The sequence below is a fragment of the Streptomyces sp. NPDC048521 genome, from assembly GCF_043199855.1.
Lineage (GTDB): Bacteria > Actinomycetota > Actinomycetes > Streptomycetales > Streptomycetaceae > Streptomyces.
The window spans coordinates 433129-457076 of sequence record NZ_JBICWR010000003.1 but is presented as its reverse complement, the minus strand read 5'-3'; the positions used below and the strand labels follow the sequence as shown (position 1 = coordinate 457076).

Annotated in this window: 25 protein-coding genes and 1 pseudogene; 14 read left to right on the top strand and 12 right to left on the bottom strand. The window is 71.9% G+C overall.

What is annotated here, in order from left to right; all coding sequences use genetic code 11:
- Positions 1–6: 6 nt before the first annotated feature.
- Positions 7–867, bottom strand: a complete 861-nt coding sequence (gene folP / locus ACGFRF_RS09640) for a dihydropteroate synthase (protein ID WP_393738045.1) — start codon at positions 865–867, stop codon at positions 7–9.
- A gap of 137 nt (positions 868–1004) precedes the next feature.
- Here folP and ACGFRF_RS09635 point away from each other — a divergent pair, with 137 nt between their 5' ends.
- Positions 1005–1361 carry a DivIVA domain-containing protein gene (locus tag ACGFRF_RS09635; protein WP_393738044.1) on the top strand — a complete coding sequence of 119 codons (357 nt, stop codon included), beginning with the start codon at positions 1005–1007 and terminating at the stop codon, positions 1359–1361.
- Positions 1358–1945 (top strand): DNA-3-methyladenine glycosylase I, encoded by a 588-nt coding sequence (locus ACGFRF_RS09630; RefSeq protein WP_393738043.1) that lies wholly within the window; start codon positions 1358–1360, stop codon positions 1943–1945. The genes ACGFRF_RS09635 and ACGFRF_RS09630 overlap by 4 nt, the downstream gene beginning before the upstream one ends.
- Before the next feature lie 56 nt (positions 1946–2001).
- On the opposite strand, the gene ACGFRF_RS09625 is transcribed toward ACGFRF_RS09630, so the two are convergent.
- The gene (locus tag ACGFRF_RS09625; protein ID WP_393738042.1) at positions 2002–2805 is read right to left on the bottom strand and encodes an enoyl-CoA hydratase/isomerase family protein; all 804 of its coding nucleotides are present in this window, start codon (positions 2803–2805) and stop codon (positions 2002–2004) included.
- Positions 2806–3178: 373 nt separating this feature from the next.
- Here ACGFRF_RS09625 and ACGFRF_RS09620 point away from each other — a divergent pair, with 373 nt between their 5' ends.
- Positions 3179–3346, top strand: a complete 168-nt coding sequence (locus ACGFRF_RS09620; protein WP_018544333.1) for a DUF3117 domain-containing protein — start codon at positions 3179–3181, stop codon at positions 3344–3346.
- A gap of 87 nt (positions 3347–3433) precedes the next feature.
- On the opposite strand, the gene ACGFRF_RS09615 is transcribed toward ACGFRF_RS09620, so the two are convergent.
- Positions 3434–4132: an O-methyltransferase gene (locus ACGFRF_RS09615; protein WP_393738326.1), complete on the bottom strand. Its 699-nt coding sequence runs from the start codon at positions 4130–4132 to the stop codon at positions 3434–3436.
- 162 nt (positions 4133–4294) lie between these two features.
- Here ACGFRF_RS09615 and sigE point away from each other — a divergent pair, with 162 nt between their 5' ends.
- From sigE to ACGFRF_RS09590, 5 genes are all read left to right on the top strand, one after another.
- Entirely contained in the window at positions 4295–5080 is a 786-nt protein-coding gene (gene sigE / locus ACGFRF_RS09610; RefSeq protein WP_393738324.1) for an RNA polymerase sigma factor SigE, read from the top strand.
- Positions 5077–6081: an anti-sigma factor family protein gene (locus tag ACGFRF_RS09605; RefSeq protein WP_393738041.1), complete on the top strand. Its 1005-nt coding sequence runs from the start codon at positions 5077–5079 to the stop codon at positions 6079–6081. The genes sigE and ACGFRF_RS09605 overlap by 4 nt, the downstream gene beginning before the upstream one ends.
- Before the next feature lie 779 nt (positions 6082–6860).
- The gene (locus tag ACGFRF_RS09600) at positions 6861–8780 is read left to right on the top strand and encodes a S1C family serine protease (RefSeq protein WP_393738322.1); all 1920 of its coding nucleotides are present in this window, start codon (positions 6861–6863) and stop codon (positions 8778–8780) included.
- 84 nt (positions 8781–8864) lie between these two features.
- The gene (locus ACGFRF_RS09595; protein WP_393738040.1) at positions 8865–9296 is read left to right on the top strand and encodes a sec-independent translocase; all 432 of its coding nucleotides are present in this window, start codon (positions 8865–8867) and stop codon (positions 9294–9296) included.
- A gap of 260 nt (positions 9297–9556) precedes the next feature.
- Positions 9557–10222: a hypothetical protein gene (locus ACGFRF_RS09590; protein ID WP_393738039.1), complete on the top strand. Its 666-nt coding sequence runs from the start codon at positions 9557–9559 to the stop codon at positions 10220–10222.
- A 134-nt stretch (positions 10223–10356) separates the two neighbouring features.
- Here the strand turns inward: ACGFRF_RS09590 and ACGFRF_RS09585 are convergent, their stop codons facing one another.
- The 3 genes from ACGFRF_RS09585 to ACGFRF_RS09575 are packed head-to-tail and all read right to left on the bottom strand — an operon-like array spanning position 10357 to position 13418.
- Complete coding sequence (locus ACGFRF_RS09585) at positions 10357–11490, bottom strand: Mrp/NBP35 family ATP-binding protein (protein ID WP_393738038.1); 1134 nt, start codon at positions 11488–11490, stop codon at positions 10357–10359.
- Positions 11491–11533: 43 nt separating this feature from the next.
- Complete coding sequence (locus ACGFRF_RS09580) at positions 11534–12133, bottom strand: DUF1003 domain-containing protein (RefSeq protein ID WP_393738037.1); 600 nt, start codon at positions 12131–12133, stop codon at positions 11534–11536.
- Positions 12123–13418: a magnesium transporter MgtE N-terminal domain-containing protein gene (locus tag ACGFRF_RS09575; RefSeq protein WP_393738036.1), complete on the bottom strand. Its 1296-nt coding sequence runs from the start codon at positions 13416–13418 to the stop codon at positions 12123–12125. The genes ACGFRF_RS09580 and ACGFRF_RS09575 overlap by 11 nt, the downstream gene beginning before the upstream one ends.
- 213 nt (positions 13419–13631) lie before the next feature.
- Between ACGFRF_RS09575 and ACGFRF_RS09570 the strand changes: the two genes are divergently transcribed.
- Positions 13632–14372: a hypothetical protein gene (locus ACGFRF_RS09570; protein ID WP_393738035.1), complete on the top strand. Its 741-nt coding sequence runs from the start codon at positions 13632–13634 to the stop codon at positions 14370–14372.
- A 243-nt stretch (positions 14373–14615) separates the two neighbouring features.
- Here the strand turns inward: ACGFRF_RS09570 and ACGFRF_RS09565 are convergent, their stop codons facing one another.
- Positions 14616–15128, bottom strand: a complete 513-nt coding sequence (locus tag ACGFRF_RS09565; RefSeq protein WP_393738034.1) for a hypothetical protein — start codon at positions 15126–15128, stop codon at positions 14616–14618.
- A 23-nt stretch (positions 15129–15151) separates the two neighbouring features.
- On the bottom strand, positions 15152–16276 hold the full coding sequence (locus ACGFRF_RS09560; protein ID WP_393738033.1) for a magnesium and cobalt transport protein CorA: 1125 nt from the start codon (positions 16274–16276) through the stop codon (positions 15152–15154).
- Between the two features lie 473 nt (positions 16277–16749).
- Between ACGFRF_RS09560 and ACGFRF_RS09555 the strand changes: the two genes are divergently transcribed.
- Complete coding sequence (locus tag ACGFRF_RS09555; RefSeq protein WP_393738032.1) at positions 16750–17334, top strand: suppressor of fused domain protein; 585 nt, start codon at positions 16750–16752, stop codon at positions 17332–17334.
- 40 nt (positions 17335–17374) lie between these two features.
- Here ACGFRF_RS09555 and ACGFRF_RS09550 read toward each other — a convergent pair whose 3' ends face one another.
- Positions 17375–18598: an MFS transporter gene (locus ACGFRF_RS09550; protein ID WP_393738031.1), complete on the bottom strand. Its 1224-nt coding sequence runs from the start codon at positions 18596–18598 to the stop codon at positions 17375–17377.
- Between the two features lie 159 nt (positions 18599–18757).
- Between ACGFRF_RS09550 and ACGFRF_RS09545 the strand changes: the two genes are divergently transcribed.
- The 3 genes from ACGFRF_RS09545 to ACGFRF_RS09535 all read left to right on the top strand — a co-directional run bounded on the left by ACGFRF_RS09545 (position 18758) and on the right by ACGFRF_RS09535 (position 21185).
- Positions 18758–19399: a DUF6758 family protein gene (locus tag ACGFRF_RS09545; protein ID WP_393738030.1), complete on the top strand. Its 642-nt coding sequence runs from the start codon at positions 18758–18760 to the stop codon at positions 19397–19399.
- Positions 19400–19585: 186 nt separating this feature from the next.
- Entirely contained in the window at positions 19586–20443 is an 858-nt protein-coding gene (locus ACGFRF_RS09540) for a PHP domain-containing protein (protein ID WP_393738029.1), read from the top strand.
- Between the two features lie 136 nt (positions 20444–20579).
- Positions 20580–21185 carry a MarC family protein gene (locus tag ACGFRF_RS09535; RefSeq protein WP_393738028.1) on the top strand — a complete coding sequence of 202 codons (606 nt, stop codon included), beginning with the start codon at positions 20580–20582 and terminating at the stop codon, positions 21183–21185.
- A 47-nt stretch (positions 21186–21232) separates the two neighbouring features.
- Here ACGFRF_RS09535 and ACGFRF_RS09530 read toward each other — a convergent pair whose 3' ends face one another.
- A complete protein-coding gene (locus ACGFRF_RS09530) occupies positions 21233–21385 on the bottom strand; it encodes a hypothetical protein (protein ID WP_086805833.1) in 153 nt (50 codons plus the stop codon).
- Between the two features lie 207 nt (positions 21386–21592).
- On the opposite strand from ACGFRF_RS09530, the gene ACGFRF_RS09525 reads away from it, so the two are divergent.
- Positions 21593–22498 (top strand): NYN domain-containing protein, encoded by a 906-nt coding sequence (locus ACGFRF_RS09525; protein WP_393738320.1) that lies wholly within the window; start codon positions 21593–21595, stop codon positions 22496–22498.
- Here the strand turns inward: ACGFRF_RS09525 and ACGFRF_RS09520 are convergent.
- Both ACGFRF_RS09520 and ACGFRF_RS09515 read right to left on the bottom strand, forming a co-directional pair.
- Entirely contained in the window at positions 22495–23376 is an 882-nt protein-coding gene (locus ACGFRF_RS09520) for an alpha/beta fold hydrolase (RefSeq protein WP_393738027.1), read from the bottom strand. The genes ACGFRF_RS09525 and ACGFRF_RS09520 overlap by 4 nt on opposite strands.
- A gap of 154 nt (positions 23377–23530) precedes the next feature.
- Positions 23531–23948, bottom strand: a pseudogene (locus tag ACGFRF_RS09515) (ATP-dependent helicase); the annotation flags it as partial.

Below are 23948 nucleotides of genomic sequence, written 5' to 3'. Positions count from 1 at the left end.
CATGGGTCAGGCCAGACCCCGGCGAGCCACCGCAGGGACACGGTGGCCGGCGATCGACGCCACCATGTCCAGTACCTGACGGGTCTCGGCGACCTCATGGACCCGGTACACCTGCGCCCCGAGCCACGCGGACACCGCGGTCGTCGCCAGCGTACCGATCAGCCGCTCCTTCACCGGCCGGTCCAGGGACTCGCCGACGAAGTCCTTGTTGGACAGGGACACCAGCACCGGCCACCCCGTCGCGACCATCTCGTCCAGCCGCCGCGTCGCCTCCAGACTGTGCCGCGTGTTCTTCCCGAAGTCGTGCCCGGGGTCGATCAGCACCGACTCCCTCGGCACCCCCAGCGCCACCGCCCGCTCGGCCAGCCCCACGGTCACCTTCAGGATGTCGGCCATGACGTCGTCGTAGGTCACCCGGTGAGGCCGGGTCCGCGGCTGCACACCACCCGCGTGCGTGCACACCAGCCCCACCCCGTACCGCGCCGCGACCTCCGCCAGCCCCGGATCGACCCCGCCCCACGCGTCGTTCAGCAGGTCCGCACCCGCCTCGCACACCGCCTCGCCGACCTCGGCCCGCCAGGTGTCCACGCTGATGATCACATCCGGGAACCGGCGCCGTACCTCGGCGACGAAGCCGACCGTCCGCCGCGCCTCCTCCGCCGCCGTGACCTCTTCACCGGGCCCGGCCTTCACCCCGCCGATGTCGATGATCGCGGCGCCCTCGGCCACCGCCTGCTCCACGCGCGCGAGGGCCGGCTCGTCACGGAAGGTGGCCCCTTGGTCGTAGAAGGAGTCCGGGGTCCGGTTCACGATCGCCATGATCACCGGCTCGTGGGGCCCGAATTCCCGCCTGCCCAGCCTGAGCATCCGCTGTGACCTCTCCTAGTACGTCCCGCAGTACGGCCGCCTGCGACCCTAACTGTCAGACTCGCATGGCACGATCGGACCCTGACAGATTCAGCGTCCGGCACAACGTCCGGTACCGAGCGTGGGGACCCCTGGCGATGGTGATGTTCTTGTTCCTGGTCGTCGCGCTGGCCGTCGTGGTCGCCGCGGTGACACTCGCCGTGGTGGGCGGCGGCGAGAGCGGCCCGCTGCCCGAGGCGGCACCGGAGCGGCTGCAGGATCCGCTGCCCGTGGACCGCCCGGTGGGCCGCGCGGACGTGGAGAGCCTGCGCTTTCCGGTGTCCCCGCGGGGCTACCGCATGGCCGACGTCGACGACGCGCTCGGCCGCCTCGCCGCCGAACTCGGCGAGCGGGACGCCCGGATCGCCGACCTGGAGTCCGCGCTGGCCGGAGCCCGGGCAGCCGCCGCGCACACCCGTCTGGACAAGCCCGAGCAGCAGGAGGACCAGCGATGAGCGCCGGAACCGCCCTCGCGGGGCCCGACGGCGCCCTGCGCTGCCCGTGGGCCCTGTCCACCGACGACTACGTGTCGTACCACGACGAGGAGTGGGGCCGCCCCGTCCACGGCGACGACGCCCTCTTCGAGCGGATCAGCCTGGAGGCCTTCCAGTCGGGCCTGTCCTGGATCACGATCCTGCGCCGGCGCCCGGGTTTCCGCGCGGCCTTCGCCGGCTTCGGCATCGAGAAGGTCGCCGCCTTCACCGACGAGGACCGCGAGCGCCTGCTGGCCGACCCCGGCATCATCCGCAACCGGGCCAAGGTCGACGCGACGCTCGCCAACGCGCGCGTGCTCGCCGACTGGGCCGAGGGCGACCTGGACGACCTGATCTGGTCCCACGCCCCGGACCCGGCCACCCGACCGGCCCCGAAGACCCTCGCCGACGTCCCGGCGGTCACCCCGGAGTCCACGGCCCTGTCCAAGGCCCTGAAGAAGCGCGGCCTGAGATTCGTCGGCCCGACGACGGCGTACGCACTGATGCAGGCGTGCGGATTGGTGAACGACCACCTGGAGACGTGCGTGGCCCGTAGCGCCCCGTGAGGGACGTGGGGAACCGCGCGAGCGACCACGACGCATCCGCAGTTCCCCACGGCGCACTACCGCCCCAGATACTTTGGCTTCTCCTTGTTCACGAACGCCTGCACCGCGATCGCGTGGTCCTCGGCCCGCCCCGCCCGCGTCTGCAGCTCGTCCTCCTTCTCGAGGGTCTCCTCCAGGGAGTGGGTGAGCCCGTACGCCACCGCTTCCTTGATCGCCGCGTACGCCACCGTCGGACCCTCGGCCAGTGCCCGCGCGACCTTCTCGCCCTCGGCGCGCAGCTCGGCGGAGGGGACGACCCGGTTGGCGATGCCCAGCTCCAGCGCGTCCTGCGCGCCGATGCTGCGCGGGAAGAGCAGCAGGTCGGCGGCGCGGCTCGGCCCGATCACCCGGGGCAGGGTCCAGGAGATACCGGAGTCGGCGGTCAGGGCCACGCCCGCGAACGACGTGTTGAAGGAGGCGGTGTCGGCCACGACGCGGTAGTCCGCGGCGAGCGCGAAGCCGAAGCCGGCCCCTGCCGCGACGCCGTTCACCGCGGCGACCACCGGCTTGGCCGCCCCGGTGAGGGCCCGCACGATCGGGTTGTAGTGCTCCCTGACCGTGCTCATCGTCTGCCCGGACCCGGTCTCCCGGTCACTGGCGAGCAGCCCGATGTGCTCCTTGAGGTCCTGGCCCACGCAGAACGCCCGCTCCCCGGCGGCGGTCAGCAGGATCGCCCGTACGGCCGTGTCCCCGGCCGCGGATTCCGCCGCCTCCCGGAGGGCGACCTTGGTCGCGATGTTCAGCGCGTTCATCGCCTCGGGGCGGTTCAGCGTGATCGTCGCGAGCCCGTCGCTCACCTCGTAGAGCACGGTGTCGGCCATGGCGCATCCCCTTCGGTGTCACGGCTGGTGACGTACCGCTCAGTACGTCCCTGTCAGAGGACAGCATGGCGGAGATCGGCGTGCAGGGGCCGGACCCGACGTGTGACCTGCGTCAAAGAAATGCGGAGCGGATCCGGTCGGCGGATGTCCGTGCGGCGGCGCAGTATCGCAGCCACATCGCCGAATTGGGTGGTTTTGCTCGCGCGCGTTGCCCAAGCGATGCCGACCGATGTTGGTCATCGGGTCCTGCGATGCGGGATAATGGCTTGGAAGCAATGTGTTCGATGCCGGTGACGCGTGTCCGTTTCGGACGGCGAGGGCCCTGCCTGGGCCGTCGGCAGACGATGAGCTGGTTTCAGGAAGGGGAACGAGCATGGCGGCCATGAAGCCGCGGACGGGCGATGGCCCGCTCGAGGTGACCAAGGAGGGGCGGGGCATCGTCATGCGCGTTCCGCTCGAAGGCGGCGGTCGACTCGTCGTCGAGCTGACCCCTGACGAGGCCGAGGCGCTCGGCGACGCCCTCAAGAAGGTCGTCGTCTGACGTCCCAGCGATCCTGTCCTTGCGGCTGCCCCGGCATCGTACGCGGTGTCGGGGCAGCCGCGTTCGCGGGCCCCTACGGGGCCGCGGTCACCGCTTGACGGCGCACAGCAGCCCGTCGCCCACGGGCAGCAGCGACGGCACCAGCTCCTGGCTCTCGCGCACCGTGCGCAGCAGCTCCCGCAGCCGCAGCACCTCCGTGGGCTGCGGACCGGAGTCGACCGTACGGCCGTTGGCGAAGACCCCCTCGAAGACCACCACGCCGCCCGGACGCAGCAGACGCAACGATTCAGCGAGATAGTCCAGGTACTCCTGCCGGTCGCCGTCGCAGAAGACCAGGTCGTAGCCCGCGTCCGCGAGCCGGGGCAGCACCTCCAGCGCGCTGCCCGGGATGAAGCGGGCGCGGTTGCTGGCGAAACCGCAGGCGCGGAAGGCCTGCCGGGCGAACTGCTGGTGCTCCGGCTCCGGGTCGACCGTGGTGAGCACCCCGTCCGGGCGCATGCCGTGCAGCAGGTGGATCCCGGACACTCCGCAGCCGGTGCCGATCTCCGCCACCGCCTTCGCGTCCACGGAGGCGGCGAGCAGTCGCAGCGCGGCGCCCGTGCTGGGCGACACCGAGCGCAGCCCTGCCTCGCGGGCCCGGTCGCGGGCCCAGTGCAGCGCTTCGTCCTCGGCGACAAAGGCGTCGGCGAACGCCCAGCTCGTCTGCCGGTTGCCGGTAATGACCCTCTCCTGTCCCCGTGGTTGCCTGGGCGTGACTGTATCCGTTGGCGTCGGGAACCCGCAGATGAGGCCGGGCGTTTAAAGGGGTGAGCCGGTGGCCCGGGACGCGACGGGGGGTAAGAGGTGGATCAGGACGCCGAGCAACTGCTGACGCAGCCGGATGAGCCGTATCAGCGTGTATCAAATTCTCGTAAAACCGCTTATCCGGAGCTAACGGGCGAGGTGGCTATGGTAGGGGCTCCACTGGACACCACCAGAGCCGACAGGGGAGGTGCGGCCGCGCGCGGGGATCGGGGTGGAGCGCTGCGGCGCTTCCTCGGGTCGGCGGGCAGGCCGAAATCCGTGACCGACACCGCTGCTGACAGCCACGCCACCGGTTTTGCCGTCGGCGACGCCCAGACCGCGACCTTCTCCACCGACGCGGACGGGCAGGCGTGGACTCCGCCCACGTGGGACGAGATCGTCAGCACGCACAGCGCCCGGGTCTACCGCCTGGCCTACCGACTGACGGGCAACCAGCACGACGCCGAGGACCTCACCCAGGAGGTCTTCGTCCGCGTCTTCCGCTCCCTGTCCACGTACTCGCCGGGCACCTTCGAGGGCTGGCTGCACCGCATCACCACGAACCTCTTCCTGGACATGGTCCGGCGCAAGCAGCGCATCCGCTTCGACGCCCTCGGCGAGGACGCGGCCGAGCGCCTGCCCAGCCGGGAACCCACCCCGCAGCAGCTCTTCAACGACGCCCACTTCGACGCGGACGTCCAGCAGGCCCTCGACACGCTCGCGCCGGAGTTCCGCGCCGCCGTCGTCCTGTGCGACATCGAGGGGCTGTCGTACGAGGAGATCGCCGCGACCCTCGGCGTGAAGCTCGGCACGGTCCGCTCCCGGATCCACCGCGGCCGCTCCCAGCTCCGCAAGGCCCTCGCGCACCGCTCCCCGGAGGCCCGCGCGGCCGAGCGGCGCTCCTTCGTGGCTCGAGTCCCCGCTCTGGGAGGAGGGGGCGCGACCGCGTGAGTGGATCACGAGCGAAGCCCGTCGAGGAGACGATCCTCGCGGAGCAGCACCTGGGAGACCGGCTCTCCGCCCTGGTGGACGGAGAGCTGGGTCATGAGACGCGTGAGCGCGTCCTCGCGCACCTGGCCACCTGCGCCCGGTGCAAGGCGGAGGCGGACGCGCAGCGCGCGCTGAAGAACGTCTTCGCGGAGGCGGCCCCACCGTCGCCCTCGGAGAGCTTCCTGGCCCGCCTCCAGGGCCTTCCGGGGGGAGGTGGCCTCGACGGCGGCGGCACGCCGCCGCCCGGGGGCGGACTCCTCGGACGAGACCCCGGCCCAGGGACCACCGGCGTCTTCGGCGTGAGGCGCGGCGAGCGCTTCGCGTTCGGGTACGTTCCCGTCCGCCCGCACGACGGCGCCCCCGTCCCCGGGGAGCGGGGCTTCCCCATCCATCCCGTCGGCCGCCCGGACGACGGCCGCTCCGCCTCGCGCGGACTGCGGTTCGCGTTCGCCGCCGCCGGCGCGGTCTCGCTGGCCGCGGTCGCCCTCGGCGGAGTGACCACCGCCATCCCCGGCGACCTGACCGCGGAGGCCCGCGGGTCCGGCACCGGCAGCAATGTGGTGCCGACGCGCTCGGCGGGCACGGGTGGGGGCGCAGGCGCGACCACGCCCGACACCCAGCGCCGCCGCGCGATGGGGCCGCTGCTCGCCTCGGGCGGTGCGCTGCTCGGCCAGACGCCGGTGGTGCCGACCTCCCTGTCCGCACCGCTGCTGCCCGGAGTGCCGTCCCTCGCACCCGGCCGGACCGGGAACGACGTCGTACGGGGCCTGACCGCCCCGGTGATGGCCGGTGCGGCTGCCGTGTCCCCCCTCATACGTCCGGTGGACGAGACGGTGGGCCTCCCGCTCTCCGACTGGTCCACGCCTCCCGGAGTCATCGGCTCCGGTCTGCTGTCCGCCCCCGTCCCCGACACCACCCCCGCTCCCTCGGCGGCCTCCGCCACTCCCCACCAGGCCCCCTGACCGGCCGCTTCGCCATGGCCCGCGAACCTGGTTGAATCCGGTGAGGGCCACGCCCGCGGCGATGACCCGGGGGCGTAGTCGACGTTCCGCGGCCGCCGCCCGAGTGAGCGGCCGCGGCCAGCCGTGGGGAGAGCATGAACGAGGGGAACCGTGTCCCGCTGGAGAAGGGTCCCGAGGGGACGGCGGGGGTGACACGGGCCGCCACACCTGAGGGCGCCGTGCAAGAGGGTGCCGCGCAGGCCGCAGCCGACTTCGAGTTGGCCCGTCCGGTGACCGCACCCGCGCCCGTGGAACAGGGCGGCAGGGACGAGCCGCTGGCCGCCGGAGACTTCGAACTGCCCAAGCCGCCCCCCGCCCCACCGGCCGGCGCCGGAGCCGGCACCGAGGCCACAGCCGGCGCTGAGGTGGGACCCGGCGCTGAGGCTGTAGTCCGGGTTGAGGTTGGAGCCGGGTACGGGGCCGGACCTGCTGCGGCAGGCGCTGGAGCTGCGGTGGGAGCCGGTGCCGGTGCCGGGCCAGGGGCCCGAGTCGGGGAAACCGGCTGGGCGGCGGCTCCTGTCGAGCGGCCGAAGCCGTTGCACGACCCCGACCCCTACGGCACCCCGCCGTACGGCGAGCCCGGTCCCTGGGCGCCGGCACCGCCCGTCCAGCACCCGGCAGCCACACCGGCGCAGGGCACGGCCGTACTGCTGCCGGGCACTCTCGCCCCTGTGCCCGGCGTTCGCGGACCGATGGAGGGCACGGCCGTACCCTCACCCGGCGCTGCCGCTCCCGCGCACATGGCCGGGGTCACCGCCCCCCTGCCCGGGAGCCCCACAACGGTGCCTGGACCTTCCGCCCTCGCCGCTCCCGCACCCACGGCCGGTGCTCCCGTGCCCGCGCCCGGCGCGCCCGCTCCCGCACCCGCGGCCGGTGCTTCCGCCCTCGTCGCCCCTGCCCCCGGTGCTCCCGCACCCGGGCCTTCCGCACTCGCGGCCGCTGCTCCAGCTTCCGCTCCCGCGCCCGGCGCCCCCGCGCCTGCCCCCGGCGCCCCCACGCCCGCACCCGCGCCCGGCGCGGGTGCGCCCGGCGCCCCCACTCCCGTACCAGCGTCCGCGCCCGGTGTGCCCGCGCCCGCCCCCGGCGCCCTCACGCCCGTGCCCGGCGCGCCCGCGCCCGCGCCCGTCCCCGGCATCCCCACGCCCGCACCCGCCCCCGACGCGCCCGCGCCCGTCCCCGGCATCCCCACGCCCGCACCCGCCCCCGACGCGCCCGCGCCCGCGCCCGTCCCCGGCACCCCCACGCCCGCACCCGCCCCCGACGCGCCCGCGCCCGTCCCCGGCACCCCCACTCCCGCACCCGCACCCGTGCCCGGCGCCCCCGCCCCCACCCCCAGCACCCTCGCCCCCGCGGCCCCCACCCTCGCCTCACCCATCCCCGCGGCCGCCGTCCCCGTGACGGTGTCAGGGCAGTTGGGTGGGGAGCAGGGGGGTGAGGGGCCTTGGGGGCGGTATGACCCCTGGGGCGCTGCGTCGGCCGAGGAGCAGGTGTTTGGCCGGAAGCCGCTGCAGCAGACCGGCGCCCGCGTGCTGACGGACCGGCAGCGCAGGAGGCGGGGGAATCGGCTGCTGCTGGTGTGGACCCTGCTGGTCGCCGTCGTCTCCGCCGGCATCGGCGGAGCGGTGGGCGCGTACGTGGAGCGCGCGGGCCTGGGCGACGACGTGCGCCTGCCGCAGGCCGGGAGCGTGCCGGCCGGCCGCGCGCCGGACAGCGTGGCCGGGATAGCCGCCCGCGCGCTGCCCAGCGTCGTCACCCTGCACGTCACCGGGGCCGACGAGGCGGGCACCGGCACCGGCTTCGTGCTCGACGGCCAGGGGCACATCCTCACCAACAACCACGTCGTGGAGCCCGCCGGGTCGGACGGCCGGATATCCGTGACGTTCAGCAGCGGTGACACCGTCAAGGCCAAGGTCGTCGGCCGGGACAGCGGTTACGACCTCGCCGTCGTACAGGTGCACGGCGTGCACGGGCTCACTCCGCTGCCGCTCGGCAACTCCGACGGCGTCGAGGTCGGCGATCCGGTCGTCGCCATCGGGGCCCCCTTCGATCTGGCCAACACCGTCACCTCCGGCATCATCAGCGCCAAGGAACGGCCCATCACGGCCGGCGGCGAGAAGGGCGACGGCAGCGACGTCAGCTATGTCGACGCGCTCCAGACCGACGCGCCCATCAACCCGGGCAATTCCGGCGGGCCCCTGCTCGACTCCCGGGCCCACGTCATCGGCATCAACTCCGCGATCCGCTCCGCCGGCAGCGGCTCCGCGTCGGAGAGCGGTCAGGCCGGTTCCATCGGCCTCGGCTTCGCCATCCCCGTCAACCAGGCCAAGCGGGTCGCCGAGGAGCTGATCAACAACGGCCATGCCACCCACCCCGTGATCGGCGTGACTCTCGACATGGGTTACACCGGCGACGGCGCCCGCATCGACAGCAAGAACGCGGGCGGCGGCCCCGCCGTCACGCGGGGCGGCCCCGGTGAGCGGGCCGGCCTCAAGGCGGGCGACGTCGTCACGGAGGTCGACGGGGAGCGCGTCCACACCGGCGAGGAGCTGATCGTCAAGATCCGCGCCCACCGGCCCGGCGACCGGCTGCGCCTGACAGTGGAGCGCGGCGGTACCGAGCGGGAGGTCTCACTCGTGCTGGGCGCGTCGGAGCAGAACTGACAGAAGTCTCACCTTGGGACGGTACCGGTCGGACAGGAACGCCGGGTACCGTTGAGCGACCGAGGACATCGCAAGGAGCGTCAGGTGTTCAATGACATAGGACCACTGGAGCTGGTGACCATCATCGTGCTCGCCGTGCTCGTCTTCGGTCCGGACAAGCTCCCGAAGGTCATCCAGGACGTGATGCGCACGATCCGGAAGATCCGCGAGTTCTCGGAGAGTGCCAAGCAGGACATCCGCGAGGAACTGGGCCCGGAGTTCAAGGACTTCGAGTTCGAGGACCTCAACCCCAAGACGTTCCTGCGCAAGCAGCTGGACAACGACGAGCTGGGGCTGAAGGAGATCCGCAACGGCTTCGACCTGAAGAAGGAGATGGCCGAGGTCACGGACGCCGTCCACAGTCGTGACAGCGAGGCGTCGGGCTCCTCCTCCGGCGGCGGGCGTGTCGACATGACCAAGAAGCCCGAGGATCCGGGCAAGGACGACCGGCCGCCCTTCGACGCGGACGCCACGTAAGCGACCGGTCGGCACCGGCGCCTGCCTCCTTGCCGGCGACACGCGGGCGCGGGCGTACGCCGCGCACGTGACGCGTTTCATAGCGCCCACCTGGCGCACACGGCCTGAACAGGCCGTTCGCACGACCCACGCTTCCAGTGCCTGCCCTGTCGCTCTCACCGGTGTGGATATGCTGCCGAGTTGTTGTGCGGACCGGACGAGTACGCCCGAAGGGGGGCGGGCCGCCCCGGTCCGACGAGAGCGAGGAGGCGTCCGGGCACATGGAGACGACGAGTCGGGTGGGCGCGCAGGCGCCGGCCGCGGAGGGCGGACAGCAGCTCCCCTCCGCCCGGCGTACGGTCGACGGTTACCTGCAGGCGCCCTTCCCGTGGTACGGCCTCGACGAGGCGTTCACCGGGCCGCGCTGGCTGATGCAGGTCGGCACCGCGGCCGACGGTGCCGTCGAGCACGGTTCGATCGGGCACGGTGACGAGCCCTCCGTACGCAACGAGGCCGGCTCCGCCGGTGAGCCGCGGGAGAAGTTCGCGGTCGTGGTCACCGTCGCCGCGCAGCCGTCCCGCAGGAGCGCGGACGGTACGGGGCTGCTGGAGGCCACGTCGGTCTCCTCGGCGGCGTGGCTGGCCGGTGTGGGGCTGTTGTCCTTCACCTGGCCGGGGCAGATGGATCACAGCCTGCGGGACGACTGGCTGGAGCAGCAGACGGAGACGGCGTGGGCTCTGGCCGATGATCTCGAGGGACCGGAGTGGTCCAGACTCTCTCTTCCGGTGGACGGGGTGGCGGCCTCTTTCCATTACCGGGAGTCGGAGTTCGGGTGGGTGCTGGCCGGTACGACGGATGCGGGCGTGCACCTGGGGGCGTACGGGCGGGGCATGAGTGCGTACGGGCTGGGGTTCGCCGTGGTCAAGGACGTTGCCGCCTACGCATGACCGAGGGGCGCCGGTTCGCTTCGGCGCCCCTTCGCCGTAGGGCCTGTGTGGTTCGGCGCGTGCGGATCCGTGGTGGCCGGTCGCGGTTCCCCGCGCTCTTCCAGGTCGGCTGATCCGGCCGCGCCGAACAGGTCTCAGAACTTGTTCTTCGGCGTGATGCCCAAGGACAGGCCCGACAGGCCCCGCTGACGGCCGCCCAGCTTTCCGGCGATGGCTCGCAGTGCGGAGCCCGCCGGGGAGTCCGGGTCGGTCAGGACGACCGGCTTGCCCTCGTCGCCGCCCTCGCGGAGGCGGACGTCGATGGGGATGTTGCCGAGGACGGGGACGGACGTGCCCGTCGTACGCGTCAGGCCGTCGGCGACCAGCTGGCCGCCGCCCGTGCCGAAGACGTCGACCATCTCGCCGCAGTGCGGGCAGGGCAGGCCGGACATGTTCTCGACCACGCCGACGATCTTCTGGTGGGTCTGGACCGCGATGGAGCCGGCGCGCTCGGCCACCTCCGCCGCCGCCTGCTGCGGGGTCGTCACGACCAGGATCTCGGCGTTCGGGATCAGCTGGGCCACGGAGATGGCGATGTCACCGGTGCCGGGCGGGAGGTCCAGGAGCAGGACGTCCAGGTCGCCCCAGTACACGTCCGCGAGGAACTGCTGGAGCGCGCGGTGCAGCATCGGGCCGCGCCAGACGACCGGGGCGTTGCCGGGGGTGAACATGCCGATGGAGATGACCTTCACGCCGTTCGCGGACGGCGGCATGATCATGTTCTCGACCTGGGTGGGGCGGCCGTCGGCGCCCAGCATGCGCGGCACCGAGTGGCCGTAGATGTCGGCGTCGACGACGCCCACCTTGAGGCCGTCGGCCGCCATCGACGCCGCGAGGTTCACCGTCACCGAGGACTTGCCGACGCCGCCCTTGCCGGAGGCGACCGCGTAGACCCGGGTGAGGTTGCCCGGCTTGGCGAAGGGGACCTCGCGCTCGGCCTGGCCGCCGCGCAGGGCGTTCGCCAGTTCCTTGCGCTGCTCGTCGCTCATCACGTCGAGGGTGACGTCGACGCGGGTGACGCCCTCGACCCGGGAGACCGCCTCGGTGACGCGCTGGGTGATCGTGTCGCGCATGGGACAGCCGGAGACCGTCAGGTACACGGTGACCGCGACCGTGCCGTCTTCGCCGATCTCCACCGATTTGACCATCCCGAGTTCGGTGATGGGTCGGTTGATCTCGGGGTCGTTCACCGTCGCCAGTGCCTCGCGCACCGCGTCTTCCGTAGCCATAAGGACGATGGTACGGCGCGTCGAGGGGCCTCGGGGTAGTGCCTCAGCGGTCGTCTGCGTCACGTCCGGGCGACCGTTCCGCCCGTTCCGCCGGGAATACGACATGGCCGTCGTGGCGCCTTCGTTCCTCCAGCTCCTTGACCACGTCCTGCAGCTCCGAGCGGATCCAGTCGCGGGTGGCCACCTCGCCCAGGCCCATGCGCAGCGCGGCGACCTCGCGGGTCAGGTACTCGGTGTCGGCGATGGACCGCTCGTTCTGCTTGCGGTCCTGCTCCAGGTTGACCCGGTCGCGGTCGTCCTGCCTGTTCTGCGCGAGCAGGATCAGCGGGGCCGCGTAGGAGGCCTGCAGGGACAGCATCAGGGTGAGGAAGATGAAGGGATATTCGTCGAAGCGCAGGTGACGGGGCGCGGCGACGTTCCACAGCACCCAGGCGATGATGACGACCGTCATCCAGACGATGAAGCGTCCCGTGCCCAGGAACCGGGCGATCTTCTCCGACAGCCGGCCGAACGCCTCCGGGTCCCACTCGGGCAGGATCCGGCGCCGGGGCGGGCGGGGCTGGTCCAGGCGCGCACGGGACCGGGGCGCGGCCGTGGCGCCCGCCGGGGTGCGCTCGCGTGTGCTCTCGCGCTCAGGAGCCATGAGCGGCCGCCCCCTCTCCCGCGTCCTCGTCCAGGTGGAACTCGGTCTCCCGCCAGTCCTCGGGCAGCATGTGGTCCAGTACGTCGTCCACGGTGACCGCGCCGAGCAGTGACCCGGACTCGTCCACCACGGGCGCGGCGACCATGTCGTACGTGGCGAAGAACCCGGCGATGACATGCAGGCCGGCGTCCGGGGCCAGCGGTTGCAGGTCGTCGTCGACCAGCGAGCTGACCAGGGTGTACGGGGGGTCGCGCAGCAGGCGCTGGAAGTGGACGGTGCCCAGGTACTTGCCGGTCGGGGTCTCGTCCGGCGGGCGGCACACGTAGACCTGGGCGGCGAGGGCGGGGGAGAGGTCCGGGTTGCGGACCCGGGCGAGCGCGTCGGCGACCGTGGCGTCCGGGCGCAGCACGATCGGTTCGGTGGTCATCAGACCGCCGGCCGTGTGCTCCTCGTACGACATCAGGCGCCGCATCTCGGCCGCGTCGGCCGGCTGCATCAGGCTCAGCAGCCGCTCCTTGTCCTCCTCCGGCAGCTCGGAGAGCAGGTCGGCCGCGTCGTCCGGGTCCATGGCCTCCAGCACGTCCGCCGCGCGTTCCTCCTTCAGCTTGCCGAGGATCTCGATCTGGTCGTCCTCCGGCAGTTCCTCCAGGACATCGGCGAGCCGGTCGTCGTCCAGGGCGGCGGCGACCTCGGCGCGCCGCTTGGGGGAGAGGTGGTGCAGGACGTTGGCGAGGTCGGCGGGGCGCAGCTGCTCGAAGGTGGCGAGCAGGCTCTCGGCGCCCTGCCCGTGCTCCTCCAGGGAGAACCCGGTGACGGCCGACCATTCCACGGTCAGCGTCTCGCCCTTGGCCCGCCGGAAGGCGCCGCCCTTCCGGCCCTTGCGGACGAAGACGCGGTCGATCTCCCAGTCCCGGCGGGCGGGCAGCTGCTGCACGGACAGGTCGAGGACGGTGACCTCCTCACCGGTCTCCACGAGCTTCACGCGCCGGTCCAGCAGTTCCCCGAAGACCAGCCGCTCGGTGGGCCGCTGCTCGAAACGGCGCACGTTGAGCACGCCGGTGGTGATGACCTGGCCCGACTCGATGCCGGTCACCCGGGTCATGGGCAGGAAGATACGGCGCCGGGTGGACAGTTCGACGACCAGCCCGAGGACGCGTGGGGGCCGTCGCCCGACGCGCAGCATGACGACCAGGTCGCGTACGCGGCCCACCTGATCGCCGGTCGGATCGAAGACGGGGACCCCGGCGATGTGCGAGACGAAGATCCGGGGGGCGCCGGCTGCCATGGCTCTGCTTCCTTTGCCTGGGAATCGCTGGGGGACTGCTGTTCTGTGCGTGGGAATTGCTCGGAATTGCCCGCTCGGGTGCGCTTCAGGCTAGCCCGTACCGGTCGGATACGCCCTGGTGGGGGGTCCGGACGGACTGGCTCCGCCGGGCGGGCGGGGCACCGGTACGCTGCCGTACGCCGCTCCGGAACCGTCAGAAAGGCAGCTCCACCTGTGACTGCGACTCCCCAGGGCCGTACCCGCCGGACCGCGCTGGTGACCGCGACCTGCGCCCTGGCCGTGACGGGAGCGATGGTGCTGTCGGGGTGCGGCGACGACGATCCGGACGCGGGGACGAACGGCGTGGGCAAGCTGCCCGCCGGCACGATCCAGGCGAAGACCCGGGCGGCGGCGGACGCGGCACCGGCGGTACGGCTGTCCGGGACCGTGGTCACCAGCGGCCGTACGTACCGGCTGGACATGCGGCTCAAGGCCGACGGCGGGACCGGGTCGGTGACCGCGCAGGGGGCCACCTTCAAGCTGCTGCGGGTCGGGAAGCAGCTGTATCTCAAGGCCGACGCGGACTTCTGGAACCACGCCGACGGCAGCGACGGCGCCACGGGCAAGCTGGACGGCAAGTACGTGAAGGTGCCGCAGGGGGATCCCGCGTACAAGAAGTTCAGTGGCTTCACGGACAAGGCGGTCCTCCTCGACGGACTGCTGACGCTGCACGGCAAGCTGGCGACGGACGGCCACCACGATCAGTCGGGTACCCCCACGATCCGCATCACCGGCGACCAGGGTTCCGGCGGCACCCTGGACGTCTCCCTCCGGGGCAAGCCGTATCCGCTCCGCCTGGTCCGCGCCGGCGGAGCGGGGACGCTCCGCTTCTCGGACTGGGGGCGGGACTTCTCCGTCACGGAGCCCGCGAAGTCCGAGACGGTGGACTACGGCAGGCAGCTGCCGGCCTCGTAGGCGGCGTCCGGGAGGGGTGCGGTCAGCTCGGCACCGCCGACCGGAACGCCGTGGTCGATCGGCGTCGCGGCGCAGTGGTGCAGCGGGCTGAGCGCAGTCCGGCACCGCCGACGTGGCCGATCGCCGTCGCGCCGGACCGACAGGGGCGGCACCGAGAAGCCCCGGCACCCTCTCCCCGGCGCGACGGCGCCGGGCCCGCGCGGCGCGAACCGGCGGCGCCGAACGCCTCTCGGCCCACCGGCGTCACTTCTTACGCCGCTTGGCCAGCAGTCTCGGCAAGCCCGCCGGGATCGGCTGACGGGTCGTCGCCGGTGACGGCACCGGACGCTCCGCCAGGCTGCCGGAAGGCAACGGCTCCACGCCCCCCGTCGGCACCAGGCGGACCACCCGGCACTCGCGGGCCCAGCGGCCCGGCATCTCCTCGCCGTCGGGGGCGTTCAGGCGCTTGCCCTTCAGCTCCGCGACGGCCGCCTCCCACTCGGCCGAGCCGGCGGCCAACTCCGACACGACCGCCGGGAACGTCACCAGCCGGCCGCCCTTGTCCTTGCTGCGGACGGTCACCTCGGCCGAGCCGCCGTCCACGAGCGCCGGCAGCGGCTGTTCACCGGGCCCGTCACCGACCAGGCACACGGCGCCCTCGTGCCACACGTGCCACAGGGCACGCGCAGCGGGGGCACCGGCACTCCTGACCCAGATGAGGCCGGACTTCTTGGAGGCCTCCTCGATGAGGGCCCGGTCGAGCAGCTCGCTTGTCATGCGCCCAGCCTAACCAGGCCCGCTCACAGCCAGCCGTTGCGCTTGAGCGTGCGGTGGATGCCCAGACACAGGGCGACCGTGATGCCCATGACCACCGGGTATCCGTACTTCCAGTGCAGCTCGGGCATGTACTTGAAGTTCATGCCGTACACCCCGCACACCATCGTCGGCACGGCGATGATCGCGGCCCAGGCGGTGATCTTGCGCATGTCCTCGTTCTGCGCGACGGACGCCTGCGCGAGGTTGGCCTGGAGGATGGAGTTCAGCAGTTCGTCGAAGCCCAGCACCTGCTCCTGGACCCGGGCCAGGTGGTCGGCGACGTCCCGGAAGTACTTCTGGATGTCCGGGTCGATCAGCCGCATCGGCCGCTCGCTCAGCAGCTGCATGGGCCGCAGCAGCGGCGCCACCGCCCGCTTGAACTCCAGGACCTCACGCTTGAGTTGGTAGATCCGCGCCGAGTCCACACCGCGCGAGACCCCGCCCTTGCGGCCCGGCGAGAAGACCTCGGTCTCGACCTCGTCGATGTCGTCCTGCACGGCGTCGGCGACCGCGATGTAGCCGTCCACCACATGGTCGGCGATGGCGTGCAGCACGGCCGAGGGGCCCTTGGCGAGCAGCTCGGGGTCGTCCTGGAGGCGGTGCCGCAGCGCCCTGAGCGAGCCCTGGCCGCCGTGCCGGACGGTGATGAAGAAGTCCCGGCCGGTGAAGCACATGACCTCACCCGTCTCGACCACCTCGCTGTTGGCCGTGAGCCGGTCGTGCTCGACGTAGTGGATGGTCTTGAACACGGTGAACAGCGAGTCGTCGTACCGCTCCAGCTTCGGCCGCTGGTGCGCCTGCACCGCGTCCTCGACGGCCAGCGGGTGCAGCCCGAACTCGCCGGCGATACCGGCGAATTCCGACTCGGTCGGCTCGTGCAGGCCGATCCACACGAACCCGCCGTCGCGGCGCACCAGCCGCATCGCCTCCTGCGGGGTCAGCGGCCCCGTGCTCTGCACGCGGGCGCCGTCGCGGTAGACGGCGCAGTCGACGACGGCCGAGGGCGTCGCGGGGTCGCGCGTGGTGTCGTACGACGCGTTCGTGTCCTTGCGCAGTGAGACGCGGGACGACGGACGGACCACGGCGCGCAGGTCGCGGATCATCGACATGGGCAGGCTCCTTCGCGGGCAGGCAGCGAAAGCGCGCGGCGACGGGTGGAACTACCCGGAATGAGGACGTCCTGCGGGGGCCCGCCCTTTCAAGGCAGGGAATGATGTTTGGCACGTCCACAAAGCGGGGAGCACCGCATCGTCGCGGTGGCGACTTCGCTACTGATGCAGAACTGATTCAGATCAGGCAAAGCGAGACGAACGTGCTCTTCCGAACGACGAAGCGAACGTGAGGGCGGAAGCCGGCCAGAAACTACATCAGCAACCGGAAGAGCGAGTGGTACTACCAGGTCGACTTCGATCCATGACAGCCCCACCTCCTCCGGCCGGTCCCTCGTAAGGGAGTCTCATCGGCGTCGGGACTCGATAGCGACGCTTCTGCGTGCTGCCCCGAACCACCGGCTCAGAGTACCAGCCGCCCGTACTGTCAAGGCGCCGCTTTGCCCGCTACTGGCGAGTTCTATGCTCACCGCATGGTTGATGTTCTTCCTCTGGTCGAGGCGCGGTTGACCACCGCGCTGGGCGAACCGGACGCGCGCGCCGCGGTCACCTTCCTCGGTACGGACCGCATCGAGGTGCTCCGCTTCCAGGAGGGGGACGTCGTCCGGTACGCCACCCTCGGCATGTCCCAGCACCCCATGACGGACCCCACCGCGATGCTCGCCGACCCGGTCAAGGGCCCGCGCGCCGAGCTGGTCCTGTCGGTCCGCGCGGGCGTCGCCGACACCGACAAGGTGCTCCGCCCGCTCGCCGTCCTCGCCGCTTCGCCGCAGGTGGAGGGCCTGGTGGTGACCCCCGGCGCCTCACTGGACGTGGGTGACCCGCTGTGGCCCGGCGCCCCCTTCACCTCGGTCCTGGTGGGCGAGCCCGGCGGACTGGTGGAGGACCTGGAGCTGGACGGTCCGATGGATCCCGTACGGTTCCTGCCGCTGCTGCCGATGACCCCGAACGAGGCCGCCTGGAAGCGGGTGCACGGCGCCCAGGCCCTCCAGGAGCGCTGGCTGACGAACGGGACGGACCTGCGGGATCCCTCCCGCAGGTCCGTCCCGCTGGACTGACGTGGAGTGAGCAAGCTCACCAAAGCCCCTTGCTGAACGGTCAGTTGACGAAGACGCCGACCCCGTCCTCGGTCGCGTGCCTCGCCTCCGGTTCCTCCGCGTCGTGCGTGAGCGCACGGCGTCGTACGACGACCACGACCGCGCCCAGCACCGCGGTGACCGCCGCGACCACGAACGGGATGTGGATGTCGCTCCACTCCTCGATCTTCGGGGCGAAGTAGGGCGCCGCCGCGGCCGCGAACCAGCGGACGAAGTTGTAGCCCGCGCTCGCCACCGGGCGCGGCGCGTCCGACACCCCGAGGGCCAGTTCGGTGTAGACGGTGTTGTTCACGCCGATGAAGGCACCGGACAGGATCGTGCAGACGATGGCCGCGGTGTGGCCCCCGTAGCCGAGCACGAGGACGTCCGCCGCGAGCAGCACCAGCGAGCCGCCGAGCACCTTCAGCGAGCCGAACCGCTCCTGCATGCGCGGGGCCACGATCACCGAGAAGACGGCGAGCAGCAGGCCCCAGGCGAAGAACACCGCGCCCGAGCGGTACGGGGTCATGTTCAGCACGAACGGCGTGAAGGCCAGCACGGTGAAGAACGTGTAGTTGTAGAAGAACGCCGAGACCGCCGCCGAGGCCAGGCCGCCGTGGCCGAGCGCCTTGATCGGGTCCAGGAGCGAGGTCTTGCGGGCCGGCCTCGGCTGTTCCTTCAGGAACGCCGTGATGCACAGGAAGCCGATCGCCATCAGCGTGGCGGTGCCGAAGAAGGGGTAGCGCCAGCTGATGTTGCCGAGGACCGCGCCGAGCAGCGGGCCGCAGGCCATGCCGAGGCCGAGCGCGGACTCGTAGAGCAGGATCGCCGCCGCGCTGCCGCCGGCCGCGGCGCCCACGATGACCGCGAGCGCGGTGGACACGAACAGGGCGTTGCCGAGGCCCCAGCCGGCCCGGAAGCCGACGAGCTGGCCGACGGAGTCCGACGTACCGGCCAGTCCCGCGAAGACGACCACGAGGGCGAGGCCGACCAGCAGGGTCTTGCGGCCGCCGATGCGGCTGGAGACGAAGCCGGTCAGCAGCATCGCGACCGCGGTGATCAGGAAGTACGAGGTGAACAGCAGGGACACCTGGCTGGCGGTGGCGTCGAGACCCTGCGCGATGGACGGCAGGATCGGGTCGACGAGGCCGATGCCCATGAAGGCGACGACGGAGGCGCCGGCCGTGGCCCAGACCGCCTTGGGCTGTCGCAGGATGCCGCCGGCTCCCGCGTCGAAGGGGTCCATGTGCTTCTCCCGTCTCCGCTTCAAGTAGTTGCTGTTTGCACATAGTAAGTTAGCCGGGCTAATTAGTGCAAGCTACATCTAGTTTTCCCTGCTCAGGCGTCCCTCCGGACGGGTGATCGTCCTTGACGTGGCGCGGCAGGGGTAGGACCGTGGAGCCCTATGAGGGGCGAACCCAGTTGCCCGAAGTGCGGTGGCCGGGTCAGGGCTCCCGGTCTTTTCGCCGATTCGTGGCAGTGCGATGCGCACGGGCCGGTGTATCCGTTGCAGCCCGTGATCCCGCCCAGCGTCGAGGCCCTGAACGTCGTGGTGCATCGCACGCAGGTCCCGGTGTGGATGCCGTGGCCGCTGCCGGTCGGGTGGCTGTTCACGGGCGTGGCCTACGCGGGGGACGACCGCAGTGGCGGCCGTGCCACCGCCGTCGCCTGCTCGGGCCCCGGTCCGCTCGGCGGCCCCGGTGAGCTGATCCTGGTCGCCGAGGAGCTGGGTGTCGGACTCGGCGCGCGGTACGCGGGCATCGACGGTCCGGACCCGGGGTCGTACATGAACGTCGAGAAGCCGCCCCAGGCGAAGGTCCTGGCCGCCGGCCGCCCGACCCCGCTCTGGCACGTCTACCGCACCCCCGACGACCGCGCCGTCTTCGCCGGTGAGGCCCTCGGGATGTGGCTGTGGGCGGTGATGTGGCCCGAGCAGGCCGGACTGCTCATGTACGACGAGCTGGTGCTGACGGACCTGCGGGAGGCGGGGGCGGAGCTGGACCTGGTGCCGTGCGGGGCGTTGTCGCCGCGCTTGCTCCGGCCGTAGCGCCCACCGGGGTGGGAGTGACTGCCGGTCGGCGGCTGCGGGCGCGTCGGGCGTGCTCACACAGTTCCCCGCGCCCCTGAGGCAGTTGTCGTAGGGGGTGCTTCCGGGGTGCGGGTGTGACAGGCGGGCTCGGAAACCCGGCTATCCTTAGGTGTCCCCTTCCGCGTCGCCCCGTCTGGAGTCACCGTGCGCATCGACCTGCACTGTCACTCCACGGCCTCCGACGGTACGGACACCCCCGCCGAGCTGGTGCGGAACGCCGCCGCGGCCGGACTGGACGTCGTCGCGCTGACCGACCACGACACCACCCGCGGGTACGCCGAGGCGATCGCCGCGCTGCCCGAGGGGCTCACCCTGGTCACCGGCGCCGAGCTGTCCTGCCGTGTCGACGGCATCTCCCTGCACATGCTGGCCTACCTCTTCGACCCCGAGGAGCCCGCCCTGCTCGCGGAACGCGAGCTGGTACGGGACGACCGGGTGCCGCGGGCCCAGGGCATGGTCGCCAAGCTGAACGCGCTGGGCGTGCCGGTCACCTGGGAGCAGGTCGAGCGGATCGCCGCCGGTGGTTCGGTGGGGCGCCCGCATGTCGCCTCCGCACTGGTCGAGCTGGGCGTCGTACCGACGGTGAGCGACGCGTTCACCGAGGAGTGGCTGGCCGACGGCGGGCGGGCCTTCGTGGAGAAGCACGAGACCGACCCCTGCGAGGCGATCCGGCTGATCAAGGGCGCGGGCGGCGTGGCCGTCTTCGCGCACCCGGCCGCCGCCAAGCGTGGCCGTACGGTCCCCGAGTCCGTGATCGCCGAGATGGCCGCGGCCGGTCTCGACGGCATCGAGGTCGACCACATGGACCACGACCTGGACGCCCGGGCCCGGCTGCGGGGGCTCGCGAAGGAGCTGGGTCTGCTGGTCACGGGCTCCTCGGACTACCACGGCAGCCGCAAGACCGTGTCCCTGGGCGCGTACACGACCGACCCCGAGGTGTACGGGGAGATCACGCGTCGGGCGACCGGCGCCTTCCCCGTCCCCGGGGCCGGCGGGATCTGACGGCCGGCGTCTGTCCGCTCAGCGGCTCCGCCCTCGCCCCTCCCTCTCACCCATCCTCTCGCACGTCCGCCGTGCGCCCGCGTCCGCTCAGCCGGACGGGTGCCGTCGGCGGTGGCTCCATCCTGCAAGGCTCAATATGTTCGACATCGCCGTCTTCGGCTCTCTGTTCCTGACCCTTTTTGTCATCATGGATCCCCCCGGGATCACTCCGATCTTCCTCGCCCTGACCGCCGGACGGCCGGCCAAGGTGCAGAAGCGGATGGCCTTCCAGGCCGTCTGCGTGGCGGGCGGGGTCATCGCCGTCTTCGGTGTCCTGGGCCATCAGATCCTGAACTACCTGCACGTCTCCGTCCCGGCGCTGATGATCGCGGGCGGTCTGCTGCTCCTGCTGATCGCGCTGGACCTGCTCACCGGCAAGACCGACGAGCCGAAGCAGACCAAGGACGTGAACGTGGCCCTCGTGCCGCTGGGCATGCCGCTGCTGGCGGGGCCCGGTGCCATCGTGTCCGTGATCCTGGCCGTGCAGAAGGCCGACAGCGTGACCACGCAGGCGTCGGTGTGGTCCGCGATCCTCGCGATCCACGTCGTGCTGTGGCTGGTGATGCGTTACTCGCTGCTGATCATCCGGGTCATCAAGGACGGCGGTGTCGTCCTGGTGACACGGCTCGCGGGCATGATGCTCTCCGCGATCGCGGTGCAGCAGATCATCAACGGGGTCACTCAGGTGATCCGGGGGAGCTGAGCCCGAGTCGGCTCGGCTCCCCCGGAAAGCTTGAGTGGCGGTGCCCGTTACGAGGCCGGGGTCTCGGCCGGGCGGATCCACAGGCGCTGTCCTACGGCGGCGGCCTGTTGCACGATCCGGTTGACGGAGGCGGCGTCCACGACGGTGCTGTCCACGGTGGTGCCGTCGACCTCGTCGAGTCGCATGATTTCGAAGCGCATGGGCTTCTCCCTTCGTCTGGTCATCCTCCTGCGGAGAACTACTTGGCGCACCGGATGTGTATCCGGTGTCGTTCGTAGTCAACGTGCTGCTTGTTACAAACATTCCCTACGCTAAAGAAATTTTTCGAACGGCTAATTACCGACCGGTAAGCGGCTCCCGTGGGACCGACCGGGACCGGTTGTGTTCGCAGCGTGACCAAAGGGACAATGGAGCCGATGAACGACGACCTGGCTGCCCTCGGCGCCCGCATCGACCGCACGAACGAGCTGCTGGAACGCATGCTCGCCGAGGTGGCCAAGACGCCCTCGACCCACGCGATCTTCGTCGACGCGGGCTATCTGTACGCGGCCGCGGGCCGGCTGATCGCCGGCACCGAGGACCGCCGGGCCTTCGATCTCGACGCCGAAGGCCTGATCGACGCGCTGATCGACAGGGCCCGCACGATCTTCGCGGACAGCCGGCTACTGCGCGTCTACTGGTACGACGGCGCCCGCCGCCGCATCCACACCGCCGAGCAGCAGTCCATCGCGGAACTCCCCGACGTCAAGGTCCGCCTGGGCAACCTCAACGCCAACAACCAGCAGAAGGGCGTCGATTCCCTCATCCGCTCCGACCTGGAGTCACTGGCCCGCCACCGCGCGATCAGCGACGCGGCCCTGCTCGGCGGCGACGAGGACCTGGTCTCGGCGGTCGAGTCGGCCCAGGGGTACGGCGCCCGCGTCCACCTCTGGGGCATCGAGGCCCCCGAGGGCCGCAACCAGGCCGAACCGCTGCTCTGGGAGGTCGACAGCCAGCGCACCCTCGACCTGGAGTTCTTCAAGCCGTACGTCACCCGGCGCACGGCCGCCGCCTACGACGCCACCGCCGGCACCCGCCCCTCCCGCGAGGACGTCCGCTTCGTCGGCGCCCAGATCGCCGCGAAGTGGCTGGCCTCCCGAGGCCGCGAGGCGCTGGTCGAACTCCTTCCCGGCCACCCCTATCTGCCCGGCTCCGTCGACCAGGACCTACTGGTCGAGGCCGAGGGCCTGCTGCAGTACTCCCTGCGGGGCCAGGCGGACCTGCGCCGCGCCCTCAGGGACGGCTTCTGGGACCACCTCCAGGCGCAGTACTAGGACGTGGCGGCGCCGTCGTCCCAGAAGTCGGCGATCGCGCGGGCCGTGGCGAGCGGGCGGTCGGTGTTGGGGGAGTGCTCGGCGCCGTCGATGACCGTCCGCCGCGCCTTCAGCCGCAGCGCCATCTCGTCGAGCAGGGGCAGCGGCCAGGTGTCGTCCTGGCAGCCCGACAGGACGTGGAACGGCAGCGGTACGGCGGCGAGTTCGGCGATCCGGTCCGGCTCCGTGCACAACTGGCGCCCCGTGGCGAGGAGTTGGGCGGGCTTGGTGGCCAGCCAGCGGCGCCGCAGATCGTCCCGTTCGTCCAGCCCGTCGTCGAGGGAGGGCGTCTCGGTCTCCTCGGGCGTCTCCATCGCCTGGATCGCGACCCACACTTCGGCCATGCCCATCACCGCGAGCGCGTCCCGCAGCAGCTTCACCCGCTCCTGCTGGGACGGCGAGATCTGCGCCGGGCCGGAGGACATCAGGGTGAGCGACAGGAAGGGCGAGTGGTCGATCAGCACGGCCGCGCGCGAGATCTGTCCGCCGAGGGAGTGCCCCAGCAGATGCACCGGGTGCCCGAGCGCCTCCGCCTGCGCCAGCACATCCCGTGCCAACTCCTCCTGCGCGTAGGCGGATTCGTCCGCCTCGGGACCGTCCGACTCGTACTGCCCACGTCCGTCCACGGCCACGGTCCGGTACCCGCGCTCCGCGAGCGGCACGTGCAGCGGATTGAAGTCCTCCTTGCTCCCGGTGAACCCGGGCAGCAGCAGCGCGACGCCCCTGGGCTCGACCCCGGCGGCCACGGGAGCGTCGACGACGGCGAACTCACCGCGCGCCGTGCGCAAGGAGTACGCACGGGCACCGGGGGGCGGGACGAAGGTGGCGGGCCTGCTCATGGGGAGAGGCTATCGGGCGCGGACGAGGGACCGGGCAGGGTGAGGGTGCGTACGGGTGAGGGCGCGTTCGGGGGAGGGGACGCCGATGGCCCGGTCCCCTTGTGGGGACCGGGCCATCGGCGGCTGACGGTGCTACCGCGTACGCGGCGCCGGATCAGGCCTCGGAGGCCTCGACGGATGCCGTCGCCTTGCGGGTACGACGGCGCGGCTTGGCCTCCGGCTCCTCGGTGGCCTGCGCCGGAATCTCCGGAGCGGCCGCGACGGCCTTGCGGGTCCGCCGCGCCTTCGGAGCGGCCGCCTCGCCCCCGTCGACCGCGTCCACGGTGGTGGCGGCGGTCTTGCGGGTGCGGCGGGGCTTGGCTTCCGTGCCTTCGGCGGTGTCCGCGGCGGCCTCGGCGGCAGCGGCGGTCTTCCGCGTGCGGCGGGGCTTGGCTTCGGCCTCGGGCGCGTCGGAGGGGGCCGCGGCGGCGGTCTTGCGGGTGCGGCGCGGTTTGGCCTCGGGCTCCGTGTCGGCGGCTTCCACGGTGGTGGCGGCGGCCTTGCGGGTGCGGCGCGGTTTGGCCTCGGGCTCC